The organism is Planktothrix mougeotii LEGE 06226 (assembly GCF_015207485.1).
Classification (GTDB): domain Bacteria; phylum Cyanobacteriota; class Cyanobacteriia; order Cyanobacteriales; family Microcoleaceae; genus Planktothrix.
This window is the reverse complement of record NZ_JADEWU010000055.1, coordinates 17136-40418: the sequence shown is the minus strand read 5'-3', so window position 1 is coordinate 40418 and position 23283 is coordinate 17136. Positions and strand designations below refer to the sequence as shown.

21 protein-coding genes, 2 tRNA genes, 1 pseudogene and 1 CRISPR repeat array are annotated in these 23283 nt (G+C 39.2%); of the genes and pseudogenes, 12 read left to right on the top strand and 12 right to left on the bottom strand.

The features are described 5' to 3' along the window. From IQ236_RS19600 to IQ236_RS19590, 3 genes are all read right to left on the bottom strand, one after another. A partial coding sequence (locus IQ236_RS19600) for a thiol-disulfide oxidoreductase DCC family protein (RefSeq protein ID WP_193870846.1) occupies nucleotides 1-349 on the bottom strand: 349 nt, incomplete at its 3' end. A 53-nt stretch (nucleotides 350-402) separates the two neighbouring features. After that, on the bottom strand, nucleotides 403-1899 hold the full coding sequence (locus tag IQ236_RS19595) for a sensor histidine kinase (protein ID WP_193870845.1): 1497 nt from the start codon (nucleotides 1897-1899) through the stop codon (nucleotides 403-405). A gap of 2 nt (nucleotides 1900-1901) precedes the next feature. Next, nucleotides 1902-2579 carry a response regulator transcription factor gene (locus IQ236_RS19590; protein ID WP_193870844.1) on the bottom strand — a complete coding sequence of 226 codons (678 nt, stop codon included), beginning with the start codon at nucleotides 2577-2579 and terminating at the stop codon, nucleotides 1902-1904. A gap of 155 nt (nucleotides 2580-2734) precedes the next feature. Between IQ236_RS19590 and IQ236_RS19585 the strand changes: the two genes are divergently transcribed. The 3 genes from IQ236_RS19585 (at nucleotide 2735) to serS (ending at nucleotide 6048) form a co-directional block, all read left to right on the top strand. After that, nucleotides 2735-3280: a ferric reductase-like transmembrane domain-containing protein gene (locus IQ236_RS19585; RefSeq protein ID WP_193870843.1), complete on the top strand. Its 546-nt coding sequence runs from the start codon at nucleotides 2735-2737 to the stop codon at nucleotides 3278-3280. A 40-nt stretch (nucleotides 3281-3320) separates the two neighbouring features. Continuing rightward, nucleotides 3321-4661, top strand: a complete 1341-nt coding sequence (locus tag IQ236_RS19580; protein WP_193870842.1) for a WD40 repeat domain-containing protein — start codon at nucleotides 3321-3323, stop codon at nucleotides 4659-4661. A 109-nt stretch (nucleotides 4662-4770) separates the two neighbouring features. Next, on the top strand, nucleotides 4771-6048 hold the full coding sequence (serS, locus tag IQ236_RS19575) for a serine--tRNA ligase (RefSeq protein ID WP_193870841.1): 1278 nt from the start codon (nucleotides 4771-4773) through the stop codon (nucleotides 6046-6048). Nucleotides 6049-6085: 37 nt separating this feature from the next. On the opposite strand, the gene IQ236_RS19570 is transcribed toward serS, so the two are convergent. The 3 genes from IQ236_RS19570 to petG form a co-directional block, all read right to left on the bottom strand. Then, the gene (locus IQ236_RS19570) at nucleotides 6086-6349 is read right to left on the bottom strand and encodes a hypothetical protein (RefSeq protein WP_193870840.1); all 264 of its coding nucleotides are present in this window, start codon (nucleotides 6347-6349) and stop codon (nucleotides 6086-6088) included. A 757-nt stretch (nucleotides 6350-7106) separates the two neighbouring features. Then, nucleotides 7107-8360 (bottom strand): phospholipase D-like domain-containing protein, encoded by a 1254-nt coding sequence (locus IQ236_RS19565; RefSeq protein ID WP_228041751.1) that lies wholly within the window; start codon nucleotides 8358-8360, stop codon nucleotides 7107-7109. A gap of 112 nt (nucleotides 8361-8472) precedes the next feature. Beyond that, nucleotides 8473-8589, bottom strand: coding sequence for a cytochrome b6-f complex subunit V (gene petG, locus IQ236_RS19560; protein WP_190517959.1), 117 nt, complete (start codon nucleotides 8587-8589; stop codon nucleotides 8473-8475). Nucleotides 8590-8748: 159 nt separating this feature from the next. Between petG and IQ236_RS19555 the strand changes: the two genes are divergently transcribed. From IQ236_RS19555 to IQ236_RS19545, 3 genes and pseudogenes are all read left to right on the top strand, one after another. Next, nucleotides 8749-9129: a c-type cytochrome gene (locus IQ236_RS19555; protein WP_190517957.1), complete on the top strand. Its 381-nt coding sequence runs from the start codon at nucleotides 8749-8751 to the stop codon at nucleotides 9127-9129. A gap of 61 nt (nucleotides 9130-9190) precedes the next feature. Continuing rightward, a tRNA-Thr gene (locus IQ236_RS19550) sits at nucleotides 9191-9262 on the top strand. A 67-nt stretch (nucleotides 9263-9329) separates the two neighbouring features. Further along, nucleotides 9330-9545: pseudogene (locus tag IQ236_RS19545) on the top strand (zinc ribbon domain-containing protein); the annotation flags it as partial. Between the two features lie 109 nt (nucleotides 9546-9654). On the opposite strand, the gene IQ236_RS19540 reads toward IQ236_RS19545, so the two are convergent. Further along, on the bottom strand, nucleotides 9655-10587 hold the full coding sequence (locus IQ236_RS19540) for a metallophosphoesterase (RefSeq protein ID WP_193870838.1): 933 nt from the start codon (nucleotides 10585-10587) through the stop codon (nucleotides 9655-9657). A 172-nt stretch (nucleotides 10588-10759) separates the two neighbouring features. After that, a complete protein-coding gene (locus IQ236_RS28080; RefSeq protein WP_265578697.1) occupies nucleotides 10760-10891 on the bottom strand; it encodes a hypothetical protein in 132 nt (43 codons plus the stop codon). A 150-nt stretch (nucleotides 10892-11041) separates the two neighbouring features. Between IQ236_RS28080 and IQ236_RS19535 the strand changes: the two genes are divergently transcribed. After that, nucleotides 11042-11266, top strand: coding sequence for a hypothetical protein (locus IQ236_RS19535; protein WP_190517951.1), 225 nt, complete (start codon nucleotides 11042-11044; stop codon nucleotides 11264-11266). Between the two features lie 5 nt (nucleotides 11267-11271). On the opposite strand, the gene mrdA is transcribed toward IQ236_RS19535, so the two are convergent. After that, nucleotides 11272-13086 carry a penicillin-binding protein 2 gene (gene mrdA / locus IQ236_RS19530; RefSeq protein ID WP_193870837.1) on the bottom strand — a complete coding sequence of 605 codons (1815 nt, stop codon included), beginning with the start codon at nucleotides 13084-13086 and terminating at the stop codon, nucleotides 11272-11274. Nucleotides 13087-13190: 104 nt separating this feature from the next. Between mrdA and IQ236_RS19525 the strand changes: the two genes are divergently transcribed. Both IQ236_RS19525 and IQ236_RS19520 read left to right on the top strand, forming a co-directional pair. Then, nucleotides 13191-15605, top strand: a complete 2415-nt coding sequence (locus IQ236_RS19525) for a DNA phosphorothioation-associated putative methyltransferase (protein ID WP_193870836.1) — start codon at nucleotides 13191-13193, stop codon at nucleotides 15603-15605. 70 nt (nucleotides 15606-15675) lie between these two features. Then, nucleotides 15676-16473 (top strand): pentapeptide repeat-containing protein, encoded by a 798-nt coding sequence (locus tag IQ236_RS19520; protein WP_193870835.1) that lies wholly within the window; start codon nucleotides 15676-15678, stop codon nucleotides 16471-16473. 49 nt (nucleotides 16474-16522) lie between these two features. On the opposite strand, the gene IQ236_RS19515 is transcribed toward IQ236_RS19520, so the two are convergent. Then, nucleotides 16523-19027 (bottom strand): glycosyltransferase family 39 protein, encoded by a 2505-nt coding sequence (locus IQ236_RS19515; protein ID WP_193870834.1) that lies wholly within the window; start codon nucleotides 19025-19027, stop codon nucleotides 16523-16525. Nucleotides 19028-19131: 104 nt separating this feature from the next. Here IQ236_RS19515 and IQ236_RS19510 point away from each other — a divergent pair. Both IQ236_RS19510 and IQ236_RS19505 read left to right on the top strand, forming a co-directional pair. Beyond that, nucleotides 19132-19204, top strand: a tRNA-Phe gene (locus tag IQ236_RS19510). A 129-nt stretch (nucleotides 19205-19333) separates the two neighbouring features. Continuing rightward, nucleotides 19334-19648, top strand: coding sequence for a hypothetical protein (locus IQ236_RS19505; protein ID WP_190517939.1), 315 nt, complete (start codon nucleotides 19334-19336; stop codon nucleotides 19646-19648). A 48-nt stretch (nucleotides 19649-19696) separates the two neighbouring features. Continuing rightward, nucleotides 19697-20809: direct repeats of the CRISPR family, unit length 37 nt; unit sequence GTTTCAATCCCTGAAAGGGATTAGTGGTTATTATAAC. Between the two features lie 272 nt (nucleotides 20810-21081). Here IQ236_RS19505 and IQ236_RS19500 read toward each other — a convergent pair. Together IQ236_RS19500 and era are read right to left on the bottom strand one after the other, a co-directional pair. Beyond that, nucleotides 21082-21225, bottom strand: a complete 144-nt coding sequence (locus IQ236_RS19500) for a hypothetical protein (protein ID WP_190517937.1) — start codon at nucleotides 21223-21225, stop codon at nucleotides 21082-21084. A gap of 322 nt (nucleotides 21226-21547) precedes the next feature. After that, nucleotides 21548-22480, bottom strand: a complete 933-nt coding sequence (gene era, locus IQ236_RS19495; protein ID WP_193870849.1) for a GTPase Era — start codon at nucleotides 22478-22480, stop codon at nucleotides 21548-21550. 254 nt (nucleotides 22481-22734) lie between these two features. Between era and IQ236_RS19490 the strand changes: the two genes are divergently transcribed. Next, on the top strand, nucleotides 22735-23253 hold the full coding sequence (locus tag IQ236_RS19490; RefSeq protein WP_193870833.1) for a hypothetical protein: 519 nt from the start codon (nucleotides 22735-22737) through the stop codon (nucleotides 23251-23253). Nucleotides 23254-23283: the final 30 nt, after the last annotated feature.

Here is a 23283-nt window from a genome sequence, read left to right as displayed (position 1 = left end):
ATATTGCACAATGATTCACAAAAAGGATGGTTACTTGTATGCAGCATAGAACCCGACCTCTGTTTCCTCTCACCACTGACCTGATTACAGGTTCAGTGGGAGTCTCCACAGAGGAGGAAAGATGAATTCGTCCCATTGCGGCTTCAAAAGAAATCCCGCCATGATCTTCAGGACGATAATTAATCTCACTAATATTAACAAAGGCAATTAATCCTCGTCCTGCGTCCCGTTTCTGTAAAAAATTTACTTCTCGTAAACATAAGGGACATTCACCATCATAAAGCAATTTAATTTTCCCAGAAGTTGATGTGATTGAAGAGGAGTTCAGGGTTTCTACAGTGGGATTCATAAACAACAATAACAATTAAGAGGTAATGCTATTGTAGATAAATTTATCAAAAATTACAGCAATTTTGACCCGGCTTGGGGAAGGGTAAAGGTAAACGAGGTTTGACCCAATTCAGGTGGATCTAACGTCAGATCCCCTTGATGGGCGCGGGCAATTTCTCGTGCTAAACTTAATCCTAATCCGATCCCTTCAATTTGGCGAGTTCGCGCCGGATCACCTCGATAGAAACGATCAAATAAACGATCTCGATCTTTGAGGGGAATATCTTTAGAGGTATTAGTAACAGTAATAATAACCTTTTTCCCCCGTTGATAGCCTTGAATTTTGATCCAACCTTCCGGCAAATTATATTTAATGGCGTTACTAATTAAATTTTGTAAAACTTGGGTTAATAAATCTTGATCTCCTGATACAATGAGTTCAGGATTAATATCTGTTTTAATGATTAAATCTGGTGCTAATAATTCTATATCTTCTATCTGGTCTGCTAACACTGAAGATAAGTTGACCGGGGTTTGATATAATCGCATTTGTCCAGCATCCGCTAAGGATAATAATAATAATTTTCGGGTTGTTCCTCCTAAACGTCTAACTTCATCTAAAAGATGACTTAAGGCTTGCTGTGTAGATGATTCTGTTTCGGCTTTTTGTAACATTTGTTCTAATTCTCCTTGAAGAATAGCCAGGGGAGTTTTGAGTTCATGAGCCGCATCTCCACTAAAGCGAGACGCTTGTTTAAAGCTACGTTCTAAACGTTCTAACATTTGATTAAACACTTGAATTAATTCGACAAATTCAATATCTGTTGTGTTAATAGGAACACGCTGATCTAGTCCTTTTGCTGTCACTTGTCGGATACTTTTTGTTAATCGTTGAATCGGATGTAATGCACTACTGGATAAAAGCCAAGAAGCACCTACAATCATTAATAATAGGATAGGAATTGACACTAAAAACCCATTCCGCATTGATGCCATTTCCTGATCAATACCCCTAAAACTCGTGGCGATCGCTACTTTTTGATGGGGAAACGTGACTAAACCGACACGCCATAACCCCGAAGAAGACCGTCGGGTGATAATTTTAAGTTCTGGGGGAGGAGGGGGAGGGAAATGCGGTTCAAAATTACGGGGAGGACGGCGCAAACGACGGGGAGCATCGGGAAAACCGGGGGGACGAGACTTATCGGGAGTATGGGGAAAATCTAAATGATGGGGAGGTAAGGGAAATGGGGGAAAATCAGAAATTTGGAGGTTAAAATTTGGCATATTGGGGGAGCGATATTGAGTAAAACCCTCTCGATCAATGATCCAAATGGTGATAGGAATATCGTTAAAATGATGGGTTAATTCAGTTTCATAAACTTGTAATGAAGGTTGTTCTTGGATGTGATCACTTTGTAATAATTGATTTCTAAGTTCTGCGTCTAAACGGGCGAGATGAGCATTATAACTGAGTCCCCAAAATCCTAAACTAAAGGCGATTAAAGACCCTCCGGTTAGGGTTGCAGATAACAGCGCAATACGGACTCGAAAAGAGTGGTGTTTCATGTTCATGACTCCGGTTTCCGAAAGCGATAACCGACACCCCGAACACTTTCAATCCAATCATTTCCTCCGATACAATCAATTTTTTTTCTAATGCGTTGAATACAGACATCGACAACATTGGTATTGGGATTGAAATCATACCCCCAAACGTGTTCTAAGATTTGTGTTCGAGTTAAGACTCGTCCCGGCGATCGCATCAAATATTCTAATAAATTAAATTCACGAGTGGTGAGTTCAACAATTTGTTGATTACAGGTCACTTCTCGGGTAATTCGATCTAATTTTAGAGGGCCATAAGCAATAATATTTTGGCGTTCTCCGATGCTCCGACGGACAACTGCATGAATTCGCGCGATTAATTCTTCGACAAAGAAAGGTTTAGAAATATAGTCATCTGCACCTAAATTAAGTCCTTCCAGTCGGTCTTCTAATTCATTGCGTGCGGTGAGTAAAATAACCGGAATATTCCGTCCGGCTTTGCGGAGACTTTTGAGAATGGCTAATCCATCTTTTCCAGGGATCATAATATCGAGAACAATTACATCATAGTCATTGTTCATCGCTTCTAAATACCCGTCATCGCCGTTGTCACAATAGTTAACCACAAACCCTTGTTCTTTCAAACCCATTTGTACAAAATTGGCGATTTTGGGTTGATCTTCAATCAACAGGACATTCATAAGTTTGATGAGAATTGGATGAGAATTTGATGAAAGCTTCCTTAATAATAATGGGATTAATCAGCTTGTAATATTACAAATTTGTAATCTCCGTGAAAGGAAGTGGTAATTATAGCTTGGCTTAATAGAACTATTCAGGATGAGGGAATTAAGCCATGCAACTATTTCAACTTGAATTTAATCCAGTTTCTTTTGCAGCTTTATTAGGATTTTTAGCGGTTGGTGCTTATATTCTAACATTACTTCCAACCACGTTAAGAATTGTTTTCCCAGCCACGACTAAAACAGGGATTCCTAAATGGTTGTTGAAATATCGGCGTTGGATTGGTCTTTTATCATTTTGTTTAGCGGTGGGTCATGCTTATATTTATATTAAACAAAGAAATTTTGATTGGTTAGATATTAAAACCTATTGGTTCTATTTTCAAGGCACTTCAACGTTAACAATTTTTACGTTATTGGCAATTACGTCTAATGATTGGAGTGTTAAACGCCTTAAGAAAAATTGGAAGAAATTACAACAGTTAACGTATTGGGCAATGTTTTTATTAACCTGGCATATTTGGGCAATTATGGCTCACCATTGGACATATTTAACTCCTATTGGCATGGTGTCAATGTTAATCATTATTGTTTTATTTCTCTATCGTCAATGGATTGTTCATCATCAATCTAAAAATCGAGTTTCTGTCAAATCTTAATTGATGTCTTTATTGTAGAATATTTAGGGAGCCAAAGCAGATGTTTATTAAGAAAATAAATTGGAAAATATCAACGGCTTTAGCGATTACAACCGCAGTTGTGATGGGTGTTCCATTAGCTAAGAATTTCTCAAGATTAAATGCAACATCCCCTGAGCTTAAATCAAGTTTATCATTGTCCTCTATGCAAACCTTAAAAGATCATTCAGGATGGATTTATGCGATCGCAATGACTCCCGATGGTCAAACATTAATTAGTGGAGGTTATGGCGGTTTTATTAAAATTTGGAATTTGCAAACAGGTCAATTACAAAAAACCGTAAATGCTCACGTTGATGCCGTTGAATCTTTAGCGCTGAGTCCTGACGGAAAAGTGATCATTAGTGCGAGTTGGGATAATGAAATTAAACTGTGGAATTTTACAACAGGTCAACTGATTCAAACCCTTAAAGGTCATAGCGATGATATTAAAGCAATTGCCATTAGTCCCGATGGGAAATTGTTAGCTTCTGGGAGTACAGATCACACTATTCGGTTGTGGAATTTGTCTACAGGTCAACTTCTAAAAATCCTTGATAATAAAGATTGGGTGACTTCAATTGCCTTTAGTCCTGATCGTCAAACTTTAGCAACGGGAAGCGAAAATGGTAATATTATAATTTGGTCTTTAACCGATGAAGGAAACTATACCTTAATGCAGCATTCTGCGGCGGTTCACTCCTTAGCTTTTAGTCCTAATGGCACAATTTTAGCGAGTGGTAGTGCAGACCATAGCGTCAAATTGTGGAACTTTAAAACCGGGAAAGTTCTGCATTCGTTAAATCACCATTCCGCAGATGTTTTATCCGTTGTTTTTAGCCCCAATGGAGATATTTTAGCAAGTGGAAGTTATGACAAAACCATTAATTTATGGAATCCCAATACGGGGAAACTTTTAAACCATTTATCCGAACATCATCATCCTATTTGGTCATTAGTCTTTAATCCTGAAGGTACAATTTTAGCGAGTGCTAGTGGGGATGAAACGATTAAACTTTGGTCAATGCCTCATTCTCAACCTTTGGTACAAAAAACACCTATACCGATTACTAATAAGGAATTAATTCAACACTTAAACCAACAACTTTATGATACAATTGATCGGCGTTGGCAAGCTAATTTGATGCTTAAAAATTTGTTGATTTATCAAGTTATTTTAAATGAAAAAGGCAAAATCATTGCCTATAAACCCTTTAACTCAGCCGCTGTTCAGGAAATGCAAAAAACCACCTTCTTGTTCCAACCGGATGCTCAATCTTCCCTTCAATCTTTTGCTCAATTTCAGGTGGTCTTATCTCCCTCTGGACTGCTGGAAGTTACACCTTGGGAAGGGTGGAGATAATTGATGAATCGATAACTTTTGGGTTCCCTTCTATTTGATGTTGCCCGAATGGAGTAGACTATAAAGATAAACCCATAATCCAAAATCAAGCAGTATTGAAGGGAACGCCGTGTTAGATATTAAATTAATTCGGGAAAATCCAGCCGCAGTGCAAGACCGCCTAAAGGTACGAGGCGAGTATGATTTGCAACCGATTTTAACCTTAGATGAACAACGTCGCCAACTGGAACAGGAACGCATTGTATTGCAAACCCGAAGTAATGATATTGGTAAATTAGTTGGGGAGAAAATTAAATCAGGATGTGACCCTAAAGGGGAAGAAATTAAAGTCTTAAGAGAAGAAGGTCAACAACTGAAAGTAAAGTTGAGTGAATTGGAGCCAAAGGAAAAAGAAATTGATGCTCAAATCACTCAATTATTATTACCCATTCCCAATTTACCCAGTGAATCAACTCCGGTAGGAAAAGATGAACGAGAGAATGTAGAAGTTAGACGCTGGGGAGATGAATATATTCCCCAAAATCCTAATATTTTGCATCATGCAGATATGGGTGAAAAACTGAATTTATTAGAGTTTAAACAGGCGGTGAAAGTCGCTCAAGCGAGATTTGTAGCGTTAAAAGGTGCAGGTGCTGCCTTAGAACGAGCCTTAATTCAATTTATGTTAGACCGCCATACGAATAACGGTTATATTGAAGTCATGCCCCCGTTATTAGTTAATAGTACCTCCTTAACCGCAACGGGTCAACTACCGAAATTTGCCGAAGAAAGTTTTAAATGTGATTCCGATGATTTATGGTTAATTCCGACCTCTGAAGTATCCGTCATGAATTTGTATCGAGATGAGATTTTAGAGGCGGAACAATTACCCATTTATCATTGTTCCTATACCCCTTGTTTTCGTCGAGAAGCCGGAAGTTATGGGAAAGATACCAGGGGGTTAATTCGGTTACATCAATTTAATAAAGTGGAAATGGTGAAACTGGTTCATCCTGACACTTCAGAAGCAGAACATGAAAAATTAGTGCAGGATGCTGAAGGGGTTTTACAAGCGTTAAAATTACCTTATCGGGTGATAGAATTATGTACGGGAGATTTAGGATTTTCCGCCGCCAAATGTTATGATATTGAGGTGTGGTTGCCCTCTGCGGGAACCTATCGCGAGATTTCTAGCTGTTCCAATGTTAAGGATTTTCAAGCTCGACGTGCCAATATTCGCTTTAAAGAAGCGGGTAAAAAAGGTACACAATATATTCATGCGTTAAATGGTTCTGGGTTAGCTGTAGGTCGCACTATGGCTGCGATTTTAGAAAATTATCAACAACCTGATGAAACCATCCGTATTCCTGACGTTTTACAACCCTATTTAGGACGAGAAATCCTCTAATTCGTAGTGAGCCCTTCAGGGCTCTCTATCTTTAATTTTAGGGCTTAAGCTGATCAATATTTAAACTGCATTTTAAAACTATTGCTGCTATTTCCAGTACCGTTATTGTTCCAAGGCTGCGATCGCATTGCGGACTGTTGTACCATTTGTCGAGCTTGGTGACGCTAGGCTTCTGCGATTGCCTGAGACGCATATCGAGGTCAATAGAAATCTGTTGATGTTCCTCTCGAAGAACTTGAATCTGCTTGTGAACAGATGAAATTGCAGCCTCAAGCAATGGTTTCGATTTGGGTTGGGCCATATTTTGAGTGAATCTTGATTAACGGTTTGAGCAGTGGCTATCCCCTCTGTATCCAAATTAGAAGCCTATTCCACTCAGAATTTAATGTTACTTAACTTTACATTTGAGAGAGTGTCAATGAATGAAATGATTAACTTTAGTTGATTTCACTTGCAATTCAGAGGGAGGTTTATTACAGTATTAACAGAAGCAAAGAAAGCTTCCCTGACAGATAAGCAAACGATGTTCAAACGGTTATATCTCATCTAAAAGGAGGTCATAAAAACGTTTTATTGGGCATCGAAGTTGAGTGAAATTAGGAGGTAAAAATACTGTTTCATCTAACGTCTGTCATCTTCCGCAGCACCTCTTCCTTTGGTTGCTGATATTTCCTCAAGTGAATCAACTGGGAGCAATGTAGCTTCGTAATTAACAAGTTTACAACTCCAACTTTGATATATTATAAACGAGGAAATTCCTCAGTCTGACTAGGAGGTAGGTTACGCTGTTAAACGTCAAAACAATCTGTTTCGTCGAAGTCGAATATAAACAACAGTACCCATCGTTAATCCTTACACTTCCCCCAATTATGGTAAAGGGAGCAATGCAACTAAGCATTAAACCTTAGTGCAACTCTACATCATCCAACACAGGAGAGGAAATCACTGAGGAAACCGGATTTGGGTACTGTTGTTTATTGCGGGTTAATAACTGATAACTAATAACTGATAACTGATAACTGATAACTAATAACTGATAACTGATAACTGATAACTGATTAAAGTTGCCAGAAAAATAATAAACAGAATTGTCCGATTAACCGTTCCAATTTAGAGCGACGTTGCCAATCTTTGCGATTCACCAAATAACTATTGGCAAAACCCTGTGTAAAAAACGTTTCAATTTGGGGAATAACTTCAGGTTCAGACGTCGAAATATTTAATTCATCATTTTTAAACAAACTACGGGGATCAAAATTAGCACTACCTAAACTCACCCAATGATCATCAACTAACCAAGCCTTTGCGTGCATCATGCTTTTTTGATATTCATAAATCTCAATTCCTCCCTGCAATAAATAACCGTACAATTCACGGGACGTATAATGAACAAACGGTTTATCACAGGTTTTTCCCATCGTTAAAATCCGAATATCTACCCCTCTGCGCTTCGCCTCAAATAAAACTCTACGGGAACTCGGATCAGGTAAAAAATAGGGACTAGCAATCCAAAGTCGATATTGAGAAGCCTGAATTAAAGATTGATATAAAGAGCGAATTTCCGAATCTCGATAACTCGGATCTTCTCCGGGGGTAATAATCACCTTGGGATCATGTTCAGGAGTCAAAACCAGAGGATCTAAGGCCAAATCCGCCACACCGCCACCATCCATCCAATGTTGCAGAAAAATACCCCGTAACCGGGCAACTAGAGGGCCTTCAAAGGCAATTTCATAGTCAAACCAAGGACAGCAACAATCATTCCCGTCTAAACCATCCCACTCATCAGAAATCCCCGCCCCCCCAATCATCGCTAGATGTTGATCAATTAACAATAACTTCCGATGATTGCGTTTGAGATGATGGCTTAAATCTTTCCAACTTAATTCATTAAATAATTCAACTTCCACCCCGGCGGCTTCCAACCGTTGCCAATAGTCCGCAGATATGGATTGGCTGCCATAATTATCCGCTAACAGTTGAACTCTAACCCCCGCTTGAGCACGTTCAGCCAAGGTGGCTGCAAACTCATCAGCCCGTCGCCCCGGTGTCATCATATAGGTTTCAAACTGAATCACCGTTTGGGCTTTGCGAATGGCATCCAGTCGGGCGGCATAAATTTGATCGGCTTCCACCCAAAACCCAGTGACTTGTCCGGCGGTAATGTAGGAATCCGATAAACAGGCAATCGTAAAGGCGAAATTATCGGCGGTGGGTGGGGGTAAATTTCTAACCTGATAGTGGTGTTTGTCTCGAAAAACCCCTCGAAAATAAAGAATCAGAAGGATCACAATCACCACAATGAGGAGCATTGTTCCTACTGATATCAGATCCATCCCTAGCTGACTCATAACATTCACGGAATAAGTTCACCCCCGGTTAACCTAGACGGATCAACCAAGGGTGAGTGGAAATTCTGGATATTTAGTCGATATTAAGTTGGTTTCCCCGACGATATTGTTGGTACGCTGCGAAAAATAACCCTAACAGCGTCACGACAATTAAACCCAGAACAATTCCTGACAGTAATGGTTCTACCACTGGATCTCCTTCGGTGTTAACTTGAGCAATCAACCCTCTATGATACCGTTAACGGTTAACGGTTAACTGTTGGGCGCTCTTGCTCTTCACTCATCAACGCTATAAGCTAGTTACAGTGTAAAGATTTTTGTAGATAATTCTCAAATTATTAGAAACACCTTGGATAACCAGCTTGCGATTACACAAATTGAAGTCCTGATTAAACGGGCCACCGTCGTCAGCCTAGTGTTGATGGTTTTTATCCTAGGTTGGATTTTTGTCCTTCCTAAGCTACAGGTTTTTGATCCCTATGTGGAAAGTGTTCTCTCCCTCAAAGGCGACCCGGTAAGGGGACAGGAGATTTTTCTCTATAACTGTGCTGGGTGTCATGCTTGGCAAGGGAGTAGTCAAGTAGGGCCAAGTCTGCATGATGTTTCCCAACGCAAGTCAGAAGTCGGGATTATTCAGCAAGTTATTGGGGGCAATACCCCTCCCATGCCTAAGTTTCAACCCAATATTAAGGAAATGGCTGACCTGTTGAGTTATCTCGAAACCTTATAATTTAAAAAATTGCAAAAGGAGTTGATCAAAATTAACAACTTTTGCTATAGTAAAAGATGTTGCTGGTGTAGCTCAGTGGTAGAGCAGCTGATTTGTAATCAGCCGGTCGCAAGTTCAAATCTTGTCACCAGCTTTGGCACCACCCTCTGATGACAGATTATTCTGCGTACCAAAACTAATTATCAAGAAATTGGGTTTAAAACCACTGTTTGGCTAAATCAATTAGTGATGCAAGTTGGTATTTGTTTCGGCAATGGATAGAATATTTTGCAACCAAATTTGATAAATTGGCAATTCCCGTTACACCCCATTACACTTCACAGAAATGTTCTAATTGTGGGGTGATTGTGAAAAAATCTCTGTCAACTCGCACCCATATTCAAACACATTCCATCCGAAAATGCAGCTTTAGCTGAAACTCTTGCTTATTTAGTTGATAACTTCCAGTTTGATCAAATTTTAGCTTTGCTTGGCACTCATCGAGAAATAGCTAAATGACTCAGGCTCCCAGTTGTGTGTTAATTCTTAAAGCGATCCATGCAATTTAATTATCCCTTCATCAAACACTTGATCTTCAGGATCAATCCCGCGAATCATGAGATGATCAGCATAAATTTCAATCGCCGTAAATCCTAAGGTTGAGGCGGCGGTTGCTGTCCACTCTGAACGTCCGACTGGCCGAATGGGGGCGCCTCCGATACCCGTTGTTAAATAAGTGGTACCCTCAATCGGTTTCGTGCGTTCATAATCATGTTCATGACCATTCATATAAAGTTGAACCTTATATTGTTTAAATAATGGCGTTAAGCGATTAATTAATTCTTCATTAACACCATATACTCCAGAAGAATAAATGGGAAAATGACTATAAACAATTTTCCAAGGAGATTGACTTTTTCGCAGTTGGTTTTCTAACCAAGGCATTTGGTTTTCCCAGTCCGCATTATGATTGGCATCTAAAACAAAAAATTCCACCGGATCATATTGAAAACTATAGTAACGACCCTTCATGTTAAATAAAGGATAAGTTACTTGACGATCTCCATTTTCTGTTCTAAGATCGTGATTTCCTAAACAGGCATAAAATTGAACATTTTCTTTGAGTAAGGGTTGATAGGGTTTCTCAAAAACGGCGTTGATTTTCTCAATTTCACCATTTGTATAAATATTATCTCCTAGTAAAGTTACCACTTGAAAAGGATTGTTTTGATAATAGCGAAACATGGCATTAGCGACATCATATTGCCCTATCTCTCCTGTGCCTGCATCTCCAATCGCGATAAAACGAAATAACGGTTGATGACTACTAGGAACTGCTGCGATCGCATGATGTGTTACCGGAATTTCTTGATGTGAAGTTTCAGAAGTCGTCAAAAACCGCTTTTTAATCTCCCATGCAATCACACTACACGCACTCAGACCACTTAACCCTAAAAATTGACGGCGATTCAATGACATAAAGAGAAAAATTAACCCAATGTATCATTCATACAATAGTACATTTTTTAACGCTCGGCGAGACGCTCAAGATCTCACAACGGTTTCTCCCCGACGTTTGTAGCTTCCCGCTTTTGTAAATTGTCTGCAAACAAACTCTACAGTTAAAGTTAGATACAGTACAAATTATTGATCACCCAGAAGATGGAGTGGCGCGAAATCCAGTAGAAGGTTTACCAATCATGATTTTAACGTGAAGATTTCGATCTGGGATGAAATTAGGGGAACTTTTTGATTTCAGAATCGTCCAAAATAAATTTTGCATCTGATTATCTCAAATATCAAGATTTGATCATAATAATCTTTATAATAATCTTTCTAAAGAAAGATGTAATATCTCTGTGTAAGTATGGAGAATAAAAACGTAATTTCTACAGCAATAAACTCACCATTTCGTAACGAGATGTCAACAAAAATGAATAAAATTAACTTGATCGTTGAGACTTGTTTAGAGACAGGCTACCTAACAATCGATGCTGAAGAACGTTTGCGGAACCTTTTGCAAACAACCAAATACAGTATGGAGGATTTTCATGCCTTTTTCAAACTACAAGAAGCTGTGATTGAAGGATTAGTTCGTCAGGAATCACGGGAACTAATTTTTAATAACAGTTCTGTTTCTAATTTGTTGATTGTTTAACGGTTTTAAGGTTTAGATTGAGTTGGAACGTTTCGATTGCTAAAATAGGTTTTAAAAATGTCATGGGCAATCGGAGCCGCAGAAACTGCTCCATACCCTCCCGCTTCCACCACCACAGCGATCGCAATTTCCGGTTTATTAGCAGGCCCAAACCCAACATACATTGCATTATCCGGCTGTCCAGGGATTTCAACTGTTCCCGTTTTTCCCCCCGTTAAAGGAATTGTGCCATCATTTAATCCTCGTCCCGTTCCTTTTTTCACCACATCAATTAATCCAGCGCGAATGAGATTCAGTGTGGATGCAGAAATTTTTGTTTTCATCGGTTTAGTTTCAGATGTATTCGTTTGAGACATTAATAAATGGGGTTGAACTCGCCAACCATTATTAGCAACAGTAGAAATCATCACCGCCAATTCTAAGGGGGTAACTAAGACTAAACCTTGACCAATTGCCATGGTTACCGTATCTCCTACATACCAAGGTTCTCCATATAACTTTTCCTTCTCTTTTGGGGTAGGAATTTGTCCGTGATTTGCTCCATCTAACCCCAATAAATCTAAATTAATCGTTCCCGCAATTCCCAATTCTTTGCCCCATTTTGCGATATTTTCTGGCCCTGTTTTCATCCCCACTTGATAGAAAAAGGTATTACTACTAAAAGCTAAAGCATCTTTAAATCCAATCACCCCATAACCATTTCCATGTTCATGAAAAGCAATCCCACCAATTTTAATTGCTGAAGCAGTTGCTAATTTAGAAGTGAGTGAAAATTTTCTGGATTCAATTCCGGCCGTTGTCGTCACAATTTTAAAGGTACTACCGGGGGGATATCCCTGTAAAGCTCGATTTAATAAAGGTTGTTCAGCGCCTTGAAGTTGTTTCCATTCCTGCGACGTTACTTGATCTGTAAAGAGATTGGGATCAAAAGTCGGCCCACTGGTTAACGCTAAAATTCCTCCAGTTTTAACATCTAAAACCACAACCGCCCCTCGACGATTAGCTAAGGCTTTTTCGGCGGTTTTTTGTAAAGCTAAATCTACCGTTAAACCCATAGATTCTCCTTGTTTAGGAGATTGCAATCCTAACTCTTGAATTTCCTGTCCTTTCGCATCCACTTCAATTAATCGATTTCCCCAAACTCCCTGGATTTTAGAATTTGCTAATTTTTCAATCCCCATTTTTCCAACCATCATTCCCATCGGATAATCAGGATTTGCTTTTAATTCTTCCGATGTCGCTTCCCCAATATAACCTAAAATATGAGCCAATAAATTACCATTAGGATAACTTCTTCGGGATTCTCCCCGCACTTCCACACCGCGTAAATTTTCCACTTTCTCGGCTAAACCAATAAACATTCCGGGAGATAAATTCGGACTAACGCGCACCGGAATTCGAGAACGATAACCGGTTTTTTCTAATTTTTCCAGAATTTCAGAAGCGGGAACTTTTAAAATAGATTGTAATTGTTGGGCGGTAATTTTCCATTGTTGAGGAGATTGTTCTTGGGGCCATAAATAAACTGAGCGAGACAGTTGACTTCCCGCCAATAAAAACCCGTTTCGATCTAAAATTTGACCTCGTTTTGCAGGAACAGGAATCAAACGTAAGCGATTATTTTCGGCTCGAACTCGATGATATTCTCCTTGAATTAATTGTAACCGGGCGAGTTGAATTCCTAAACCGCTAAAAAAACATCCGATTAATAATAAGAAAGCAACGCTTTGGTGCATCCGGCGACGTCGGAGCGTTGGGTGTTGTTGTTCAGGAATTGTGACATAATGGGATTGACCCGGAAATAGGGATTCGTTAGCCATAGTTTCAGATTTCTCAGGGTAAGCTTCATCATTCTTAATTCTTCATTCCTGTTTCTTGCTTTAAAATCAGAATAAACCGCTACGTTTTAATCGGGGTCAGACGAATGAGTAGTAGTCATCATCTCGTTTTTCCTCCCCAGAGTTATTCTTGGGAATGTCTTACTGCCTCTGAGGTTTTAACTCAACAAAACTCTCCCAATGGTGATGTCCGGGTCGGGAATAATTTACTGATGTTTCTCGCTTTACAAGCTCTGCAACGACAAGTTCCCCCTCGTCTGAACTGTTTTAAGACTTTTTCTCCCGAAATTCAACAAGAAATTTATAATTATTTTGGCAGTTACCAACAAACTTGTCTGATTATTGATCAACTGTTATTGAATCTGCAAAACCCGACTTTTATTAATCAATCTTGTCAGCAAAGTTCCTTGGGAAAAAAACTTCCCAATGCCTTATATATTCATCGTTCAGCTTTAGGCGAATTAAATATTTTATTACGAATTTATGAACAATTAAGCCGTTTTTATTTACCCTTGCTCAAACCCTTTACTCTGATCAAATTTCATACCAATCAACCCGTTATTTCTTATTTATTTTATCCTGACTTTGATCAAGATCCCCATCCAGCTTTAACAGCTAGTTTTCAAGTTAATGTTAAAACCGGACAAGTGAATCTTATGGATTATTCTAATAGTGATAATCCGCCAATTTTACATCGAAAAGAAACCTTTGTAAGTTCTGATTATCCCCATTATGAAAAATTCACCCAACTGACTCAAACTGAAGAAAAATTAGGATTATTAGAACCCCGACGAGTATCCGTCTCTGCCTTAGATGCAGAATTGATTCAATCAGAAACTCGTCTCTATCGCACCATTGGAACTCGCAAAGGATGGCAACAACACTTAAATAAACATGGGGTAGAAATTCAAGATCATCAGGTGATTAAAATTGGAGATCATTTAGAGTCTTTAATTCCGATTAATCCCGATGATCCCTTAGCTTTTCTCCCTAAAATTGAACGTCATCGGGCCGCACTTCCTCGGAAAACCTTATCTCGTCCGGTTCGTTTAGCATTAGAAGCGGAACTCTTTCAAAAAGAGACTACTTTTTTTGATTATGGCTGTGGATATGGGGGAGATATTCAACGATTAGCAGAACAGGGATATATCAGCACCGGATGGGACCCTTATTATTCTCCCCAGACCCCTCGTGTTGAATCAGATATTGTCAATTTAGGCTATGTAATTAACGTCATTGAATGTCAAACGGAACGACGAGAAGCGTTAATTCAGGCCTGGAATTTAACCCAAAAGGTGTTAATTATCGCAGCCCAAGTATTAGTCGATACCCAAGAAAAAGGGATCATGGTTTATGGGGATGGAGTGATTACCAGTCGCAATACCTTTCAGAAATATTATCAACAGGAGGAACTCAAAGTTTATATTGATCAGGTGTTAAATGTTGATGCCATTCCTTTAGATTTAGGAGTTTATATTGTTTTTCGGGATGAAACAGAAGCTGAAAAATTTCGCGCCTCTCGCTTTCGTTCCCGGTTAACTTCTCCCAAAGTCCGGTTAAACATTAAACGCTTTGAAGATTATCAAGATTTACTGCAACCCTTGATTCAATTTGTTAGCGATCGCGGTCGTTTACCAGTAGAAACCGAACTTCCAGAAGAAGAACCCATTAAACAAGAATTTGGCAGCCTGAAACGTGCATTTCAACTAATTTTACAAGCAACAAACCCCGATGAATGGGATATAATCGCCCATAAACGCCGTCAAGATCTACTGGTTTATATTGCCTTAAGTCGGTTTGGTCGTCGCCCTAAACTGTTTCAGCTTTCAGAACAAATGAAAAATGATATAAAAGGTTTATTCGGTAGTTATAAAAAATCTTGTAATTTAGCTGATCTAATGTTATATACTCTTGGTGATCCTAAAATTATTGCCAACCATTGCCAAAATAGTGCAGTCGGTCAAAAACGAGCCAATTCCCTCTGGATTCATATTTCAGCATTGGAAAAACTTGATCCCTTACTGCGACTCTATGAGGGATGCGCGAGTCAAACTCTCGGTCGTCCTGAAGGTGCAAACTTAATTAAGTTTCATATCAAAACGCCCAAAATTTCCTATTTATTTTCTCCCGATTTTGATCTCGAACCTCATCCGACTCTCAGCACTTGTATGCAAATTGACTTACGGGATCTTCAGGTGAGCTATCAAGCCTATGATGGCCCCAATCCCCCCATATTGCATCGCAAAGAAACCTTAGTCACGCCAGAGTATCCCCACTATCAACAGTTGGTTAGACTCAGTGACCAAGAAGAAAAATGGGGACTGTTGGATAACTTTCGTTTGATTCGGACGCGCCTGGGTTGGTTAAAATGTTTAGAAGATCATTGTGCTGAAATCAGGGGTTATCGTGTCTACTGGCGTACCGATGCCGATCCTTACCGGGTTAAATTATTGCGTTCTGCTCGTCGGGCTCGAAAGAAATTACAGTCCTGTGATCCATAAGGAGAGGTTGGCATCAGTACCGACTTCAGTTTCTAGTCAGGCTAACACGAATTAAACAAAATATTAAAGAATGGACATTAAACAATTAGTTGAAAAATATACTCACGGAGAAAGGGATTTTCGAGGTGCTATCTTAATTGGGGTTCAACTCAATGGTGTGGATTTGAGTAGCGTCGATTTAAGTGGTGCCAATCTCATTAATGCCGACTTACAGGGAGCCGATTTGAGTGAAGCCGATTTAACAGGAGTCAACTTAATTAATGCTAATTTAAGTGGTGCAGATTTAAGTGGATCAGATCTCAGCCGTGCTTATCTCAATGGAGCTAAATTAGTCGGTGCTTATCTCAATCGTAGCCATTTAGTGAATACCTATTTAAGTGGAGCTAACTTAATCTATACTAAATTGATTGGCGCGAATTTAACAGGAGCTAATCTCACCAATGTTAAATTAATTAATGCCAATCTCACCCGTGCTATTTTGACGAATTCTAACCTCACAGGGGTTAATTTAATTGGTGCAGATCTCAAGGGTGCGACCCTGACGGGTGCGGATCTTAGAGGTGCGAATTTAAGTGGCACTTTAATTGATGAAACCACCGAAATGAGTGAGAAATGGCGTCTGGTTCAGGAAATTGTGACTGAAGGTGGAATTGAACGGGATTTGAGTTTTACCGATTTAAGAGATGCTAACTTAATTGGAGCGAATTTAACAGGGGCAAATTTATCGTTTGCTGATTTAAGTGGTTCTAATTTAAGCGGTATTTATCTCACGGATTCTATTGTGGAAAATGCTAAATTTTTAGGGGTTGTGGGATTGTCTCCCGAAGCAAAACTCAACCTCAAACAACGGGGTGCTATCCTAGATTAACAATTCTGTAGGGTGCGTAAGCCCAGCGCACGCACCCCCTAACCTAATATTATAACAACGCTTGTAAATTCTGCCCAGCTGAAATAATATTACCCTGCATCAATTGAGCAACCCCTAATAAAGCTTTAAATTCCGGTTGATTGGGTTTTAACTCTAAGGCAGGTTTTAACGCCTGTTCTGCTAATTTGGGCTGTAAATTATACAGATAAACAAATGCTAAATAAGCATGAGCATTGGGGTTTTTACTATCTAGTTGAGTGACCCATTTTAAAGCGGCGATCGCTCCTTTTGCATCCTGTTGTAAAACATTAGCCAACCCTAAATTATACGCTAAATCTAAACGGAATGGTTCTTGTTTTAATCGATATTCTAACGCTATTTCCGCTTGATTAATATAATCTTGAACCGGATCATATTGATTAATTCGTCCTACCTCCGCAAAAATCGGATCTAACCCTTTTATTCCTTGAGGTAAATTCACTGATAATATTCTTAACTGCGTCACTAAATCTAATTCTGGTGCTGTTAACGTAGGAGCTTTAGGATTGATATTTAAGGTAATCTTAGGAGATTCTATTTGATAAATTTCACCTGTTTTGCGGTTTAAATAAGTAGCTTCTAACTGATAATTTCCAGGGATAAGATTAACTGGAGGAAGCATCGCCATCTGTTCTGTCACTTGATAACTCTGATTTGATGAATTCCCATATAATTCTCCCATACCAATACCATGATCATGAATCCAAAATGATAAACCTTCTTTTTGCTCAGGAGTCAATTTCCAGGTTAAAATTACGATTCCTTCCTGCAATTGTTGTAACGATCCTTGCCATTGATAAGTCACAGGAACCGCAACTCCTGGGGGTGCTTGTTTAGGAATTAAAATTTGTTCTAATTTTACCTTAGAAATAGATTGTTTTAGGGGTTCAACTTTTACAAACGGAATGATTCTTTGATATAAATTTAAAAAACTATTATCCGGTAATAACCATTGTTTTTTTAAGTTAAATTCTGGACTTGTTTCTAACATTTGCATGGTCATTTGTTGAGCATCTTGAACCCGATCTACTGAACCTTGTTGTCCGGTTTTAGTGACAAACCAAGACATTGAACGCACATCCTGAAAAACATTATTTTTATTCGTTCCGACTTGTCTAGCATACACTTGAGAATCTTTTAAACCTCCATAATAGTTTAAATTATGCTGATTAATTTCTGGCGTTGAAGGTAATACCCCTAAATTAGCTTTTAAATAAGGTTGAGATTGAATCATTTCTGTAATCACTTGTTCATTGGGCCAAGGCTTTCCTAAATAAACATGATGTTCATTTCCTGGGTTTAAAGTTCTCATGACCTGTCTAACGGGATAACTGCCAATGGGCCATAAATTAAAAATCATTAAGATTATGCCTAAACTAACCGTAAACCAGCGAATTTGTCGCCCCCATTGTTGCGGGAATAAGCTTAAAAAATAAGCTAAAATAATCGCTGAAACCGGAAGTAAGGGTAAAGTATACCGAAAATCCTTATTAATATTTAAGGTAGAAATAAAATATCCCCCAAACCAAAATATAGCTAACCAGTTTAAGGATATCCAGTTTAAGTCTAATTTGGCAAAATCAGAAAAGGGATGATGTTGTTGATTTCCCGATAACGAATAATGTTTGATAATATAGAATAAAAGTCCTATAATCGGGATAATTAATAACGGCCAGGAAAGATGAGCCGGAAGTAATTTAAAATAATAAGTCCAAGCATCTAAACTGGTTAACGCTGGATCGCCTTCTGCGATCGCAGAATCAACCGTTGCTCGTTTCCCAGAGGTTAACATTAATAACCAATTAGTTCTTGTCCAAGGAAAAATAACGACAATTGATAATAATAAGGCGATCGCTAATTGTAAAAACCGTTGCCATTGACGATGTTTAAGAATTGTAGCGGTTATCCATAATAAAGGAATAAATAGGAAAAATAGGGCGGTTTGTTTGGTTAAAAGAGCCAGTCCAAAGGTTAACCCAAATCCAATAGAAAATCGCCAAGATTGATCGAATTTAGAAAACCACCACAGCGTTAAGCCATAAAAACTTAACGTCACCATTGCGGTTAACGGATAATCTAATAGAAATTGTAAGCGATGGTGATAAAGTCCGGGGAAAATCGCGCATAAAACCGTTGCCCAAAATCCCACAGTGGGGTTAAATAAACGGGTTCCTAAACCATAAACCGAAGCGAATAAAATTGCACTGAATAATAAATGAACGGCATTGGTTTGATCCGATCCTAATCCTAATAAATTTTGAAAGGGAATGGTTAATAAATAGGTCAAAGGTGGGATTTTCGGTGACAGCATCCACATCTGAGTCCACCAGTCCCCGGAAAACCCTTGGGGATGTTGCCACATTTGCCAATAATCTAGGGCACTATTGAGATAATCGGCTTGATCCCAAGCGGGCACTGAACGATCCATCCTAAACCAGATGCGATCGCTTACCGCCACCAAAAGCCAAATTAAGCTGACCCCAATGAGCTCTACAGGGGGTTTTTTGTGCCTCATGCTGCTATCCCATCTGCTGCCTCATTCACTGTATCAAAAAATTTCTCTTCAGGGGGGTTGCCAAACGCGATTAGATTTGCTAGATTAATAAAAGTGAAAAACAAGCCGGGATAGCTCAGTCGGTAGAGCAGAGGACTGAAAATCCTCGTGTCGGCGGTTCAAGTCCGCCTCCTGGCACTCGATAAAACCCCTTAAAGTGTTAACATTTTGAGGGGTTTTTCCTTTCTAGTTCCTCAATCTCTTTAAGATAGCCAATACAAGTAGTTGACGGATGATACAATCCTTGATTATGATCAAAGTATCACAATGCTGATTACTGTTATTATCATCAATATTTTAATTTCTTTAGTCTGTTTGTATATCGCTCGAAAAATCTGGCTGTTTACTTTAATGATTAATCGTTTAGAAAAACGGTTAATTTTAATGGAGCGTAACACCCGATTTGTTTTAGAAAGAGCACCGAATTTTATTGATTATGGACAACAGGGAAGTGCTCAACTCAGGCAAAATTATAAGCAACTTCAACGACAACTGCAACAACTTAACCAAGCAATGGCATTAGTTTCTTTCGCGGTTCGATTTTGGCCGAGAGCCATACCCGGAAGCAGATCAACCTTCTAGGAACAAAATTGCTTATAATAAATAATGCTGAGGACTTATCTATTCTAGGTTTCAATCCCTGAAAGGGATTAGTGGTTATTATAACGACCAACATCTCAGAGATGCCAGTAAATAGCCAGTTTCAATCCCTGAAAGGGATTAGTGGTTATTATAACCCAAAACAATTAGGAATTTAATTATGACCGCAACGTTTCAATCCCTGAAAGGGATTAGTGGTTATTATAACCCCTAGGGATTCTCTCACCTGCAATCTGGATTCTAGTTTCAATCCCTGAAAGGGATTAGTGGTTATTATAACTATTAGTCATTAGTTGACCTCCGATTAGGTTAACTCGTTTCAATCCCTGAAAGGGATTAGTGGTTATTATAACAAGGATTTAGTTGAATATCAATTTGAGAGTTCCGAGTTTCAATCCCTGAAAGGGATTAGTGGTTATTATAACCTCTTTGAATTTCAGGATCACTTTCCAAAAAACCTGAAAGTTTCAATCCCTGAAAGGGATTAGTGGTTATTATAACTTCCGGGGGGTGTGGCGTGATTGTCTTCAGAAATGTTTCAATCCCTGAAAGGGATTAGTGGTTATTATAACGTTAGCGCCGCGATTATGGGAATTAAACAAATTGTTTCAATCCCTGAAAGGGATTAGTGGTTATTATAACCCAATAGTTCCTCGCTAGGCATACCCGGAAGCCAGTTTCAATCCCTGAAAGGGATTAGTGGTTATTATAACTACAGGGGTGTCTACTGTAGTGTTCATCAAACTTGTTTCAATCCCTGAAAGGGATTAGTGGTTATTATAACCTATTTTTTAAGAGTTCGGCTGTTGCCAGAGTAGTTTCAATCCCTGAAAGGGATTAGTGGTTATTATAACAACCGACACCGGAACCGATTGACATTTTTCCCGATGTTTCAATCCCTGAAAGGGATTAGTGGTTATTATAACCTTCTCTTCACCCCGTAACCAGTCACCGCCAGTTAGTTTCAATCCCTGAAAGGGATTAGTGGTTATTATAACAGAACGCTCAAATGGCTTATGAGTTGGCTCAACAAGTTTCAATCCCTGAAAGGGATTAGTGGTTATTATAACAAGGTAATCCAACATCGCGCCGCCAGTTAGTCCGAAGTTTCAATCCCTGAAAGGGATTAGTGGTTATTATAACCGCAGGCTCCTGAAACCGTTAATTTATATAGTTTTCGAGGTGCGATCGCGCCAACCTGATCTGAATATACCATTTCAGCCATCGACTTGACAATAAGGAAAAACCAAAAAACGCTGAAAGCCTTATATAGTATTACTTCTAAAAGTTGCGCCAACCTCAAAAGATAACCAATAGAGTTCAAACCCTCAACAGACAACAGTTTCAGCCCTGAAATTTCCATATAAGTTTTGAACAGCGATAGGTTGTCGCAACTTTAGAGTAGTCAAAATCCATTAGTTTTGCTGCTGAGTCATGACAGATGACTGATCATTATTCTGGCGTTGACGTTGGAGATAAGACACAATTGCAGGTAACAATAGACAAATCGCGCCATTAATCAAAGCCAATAATAATCCGTAGGTTAAGTCTGTATTCATTGTTCCTAAGTCTCCAGAAACGATAGTTTTTGTGTTGCTTGTATTTGCTTATTATGAACCCCAAACCTGGGAAACGCCTACCCTGCAATGGTTTGAATTACTTTTAGATTTGATAAGTTCTCTAAATCAATGACACGCTCAAGCCTGAAGACAGCCTCATGTCCCCACTTCTATCCTTTCCCGATGACCCAGAAAACGCGGAAAATCCTCAGTTTTTCCTCAGTATAAATGCGGAGTCAATTTCTGCTGCACTCCTGAGATACATTGAGATTGCTCAAATTTTAAGTATAAATACGAATCAACTTTCTTCAGACCCATTAAATTATTGTTCAACTTGATAACCTAAATCCGCTAACTGACTGCGGGACTGTCGCCATTTCGGTTGAACTTTCACAAACAATTCTAAATAGACTTTTCCGTCAATTAACTTTTGAATTTGTTGACGCGCATCACTTCCAATGGTTTTAAGCATACTTCCCTGATGACCAATTAAAATTCCTTTTTGGGAAGGTCGCTCAACATGAATAGTAGCTAAAATTCGAGTAATTTTAGGATCTTCCTCCACACGGTCAACGGAAATCGCAACAGAATGGGGAACTTCTTCACGGGTATTGTATAAAATTTGTTCTCGAATCAATTCCCCAATAATGAAACGTTCAGGTTGATCCGTCACTAAATCCGGGGGATAATAATAGGGGCCAGGTTCTAAACGATCAATTAATAACCGTTGTAAATTATCAACACCTTCCCCGGTTAAAGCCGAAAATTTAGCAATCGGCCATTGATACGGTTGGGCGAGTTGTTGATAGGTTTGATCAAGATATTCATAATCAGAAGGTTGTTGATCTTGTTTATTCAGTCCTAGAATTATCGGAACCTGGACGTGTTCAAGTAATTCTACAATATAGCGATCGCCTCCGCCCGCATCCACCGAACTATCAACGACAAATAATAAAACATCAACAGACTGAATCGCTAATTTAGCATTTTGAACCAAAACCTTACCCAATTGATGATGGGGTTTATGAATTCCAGGGGTATCAACAAAAATAATTTGAGCGTCTGGAGTCGTCAGAATTCCCCGCAAACGGTTGCGTGTCGTTTGAGCAACTGGGGACGTGATGGCGATTTTTTGACCCACCATCTGATTCATTAAGGTTGATTTCCCGACATTCGGACGGCCAATAATCCCGATAAATCCCGATTTATATCCCTCTGGTGGTAAGGGAATTGTTACACCTTCAAACCCATCCATGAATATTGTGTTCCCGTTAATGTGGTAATCCTTTGTTCTATTCATTGTACTTGATTCTCCACCCCCTCTTCCCCAACACCCAGTTCCCAAGTGTCCCGCTTGTCCCCCATCTCCCTTGATATAGAGAGTAAAATTTGATAGAGTTGCCAAGTAACTCTATCTTAGTGATCTAAGATAGAAACCCAGTCCAACTCAAAAAGCTATTGCTTTGGTGTTAGATAATTCACGCTGGTGAGATTGAGGAGATGAAAACAATGAAATCTAAACTGCTTGGTGGGTTATGCGCCCTAATCGCAGTAGGTTCACAATTACCTGCTGTGGCTCAAAATCCGATTGGGGTACCTGTGGTTCCCTCTGACTTTGACTATAAATATCAACCCAAAGACCCTGATACTGGACGGGTTGAGCCCCCCATCTATGAAACTTTACCCGATTTAGCGTTACCGGATAGAACCTTACCTGCGGCATTCAAATATCCGATTATCTATGAATTAGGGGTTGATAAAAGCATTACCAGTGACGCGGTGATTACCGATACGGTGTTTATCCCTAATTTACCTCCCATCCCCAATGGTATTACCTTAGATGATGTTCCCCGGATTCGGGCTGAATATACCCGCAAAGTCGAAGAATGGGGAGAAGCGATTCAAGGATGTCTGGGTTTAAGTCCTTTACTGATCAAAACTGATACAGGCAACCCGATTTTAATTCAACAACAACCTGCTGGAACAATTGTTCTCAACGCCAATAATATTGCTGTTTGCCCCAAATAAGCTGATTTAACCCTCCTTATTTTTTTCACC

Coding starts and splice junctions, on each gene's coding strand:
- IQ236_RS19595 (WP_193870845.1), bottom strand. CDS start 1,899: ATGAAACACCACTCTTTTCGAGTCCGTATTGCGCTGTTATCTGCAACC.
- IQ236_RS19590 (WP_193870844.1), bottom strand. CDS start 2,579: ATGAATGTCCTGTTGATTGAAGATCAACCCAAAATCGCCAATTTTGTA.
- IQ236_RS19585 (WP_193870843.1), top strand. CDS start 2,735: ATGCAACTATTTCAACTTGAATTTAATCCAGTTTCTTTTGCAGCTTTA.
- IQ236_RS19580 (WP_193870842.1), top strand. CDS start 3,321: ATGTTTATTAAGAAAATAAATTGGAAAATATCAACGGCTTTAGCGATT.
- IQ236_RS19570 (WP_193870840.1), bottom strand. CDS start 6,349: ATGGCCCAACCCAAATCGAAACCATTGCTTGAGGCTGCAATTTCATCT.
- IQ236_RS19565 (WP_228041751.1), bottom strand. CDS start 8,360: ATGCTCCTCATTGTGGTGATTGTGATCCTTCTGATTCTTTATTTTCGA.
- IQ236_RS19540 (WP_193870838.1), bottom strand. CDS start 10,587: ATGTCATTGAATCGCCGTCAATTTTTAGGGTTAAGTGGTCTGAGTGCG.
- IQ236_RS28080 (WP_265578697.1), bottom strand. CDS start 10,891: ATGCAAAATTTATTTTGGACGATTCTGAAATCAAAAAGTTCCCCTAAT.
- IQ236_RS19535 (WP_190517951.1), top strand. CDS start 11,042: ATGAATAAAATTAACTTGATCGTTGAGACTTGTTTAGAGACAGGCTAC.
- mrdA (WP_193870837.1), bottom strand. CDS start 13,086: ATGGCTAACGAATCCCTATTTCCGGGTCAATCCCATTATGTCACAATT.
- IQ236_RS19525 (WP_193870836.1), top strand. CDS start 13,191: ATGAGTAGTAGTCATCATCTCGTTTTTCCTCCCCAGAGTTATTCTTGG.
- IQ236_RS19520 (WP_193870835.1), top strand. CDS start 15,676: ATGGACATTAAACAATTAGTTGAAAAATATACTCACGGAGAAAGGGAT.
- IQ236_RS19515 (WP_193870834.1), bottom strand. CDS start 19,027: ATGAGGCACAAAAAACCCCCTGTAGAGCTCATTGGGGTCAGCTTAATT.
- IQ236_RS19505 (WP_190517939.1), top strand. CDS start 19,334: ATGCTGATTACTGTTATTATCATCAATATTTTAATTTCTTTAGTCTGT.
- IQ236_RS19500 (WP_190517937.1), bottom strand. CDS start 21,225: ATGAATACAGACTTAACCTACGGATTATTATTGGCTTTGATTAATGGC.
- era (WP_193870849.1), bottom strand. CDS start 22,480: ATGGATGGGTTTGAAGGTGTAACAATTCCCTTACCACCAGAGGGATAT.
- IQ236_RS19490 (WP_193870833.1), top strand. CDS start 22,735: ATGAAATCTAAACTGCTTGGTGGGTTATGCGCCCTAATCGCAGTAGGT.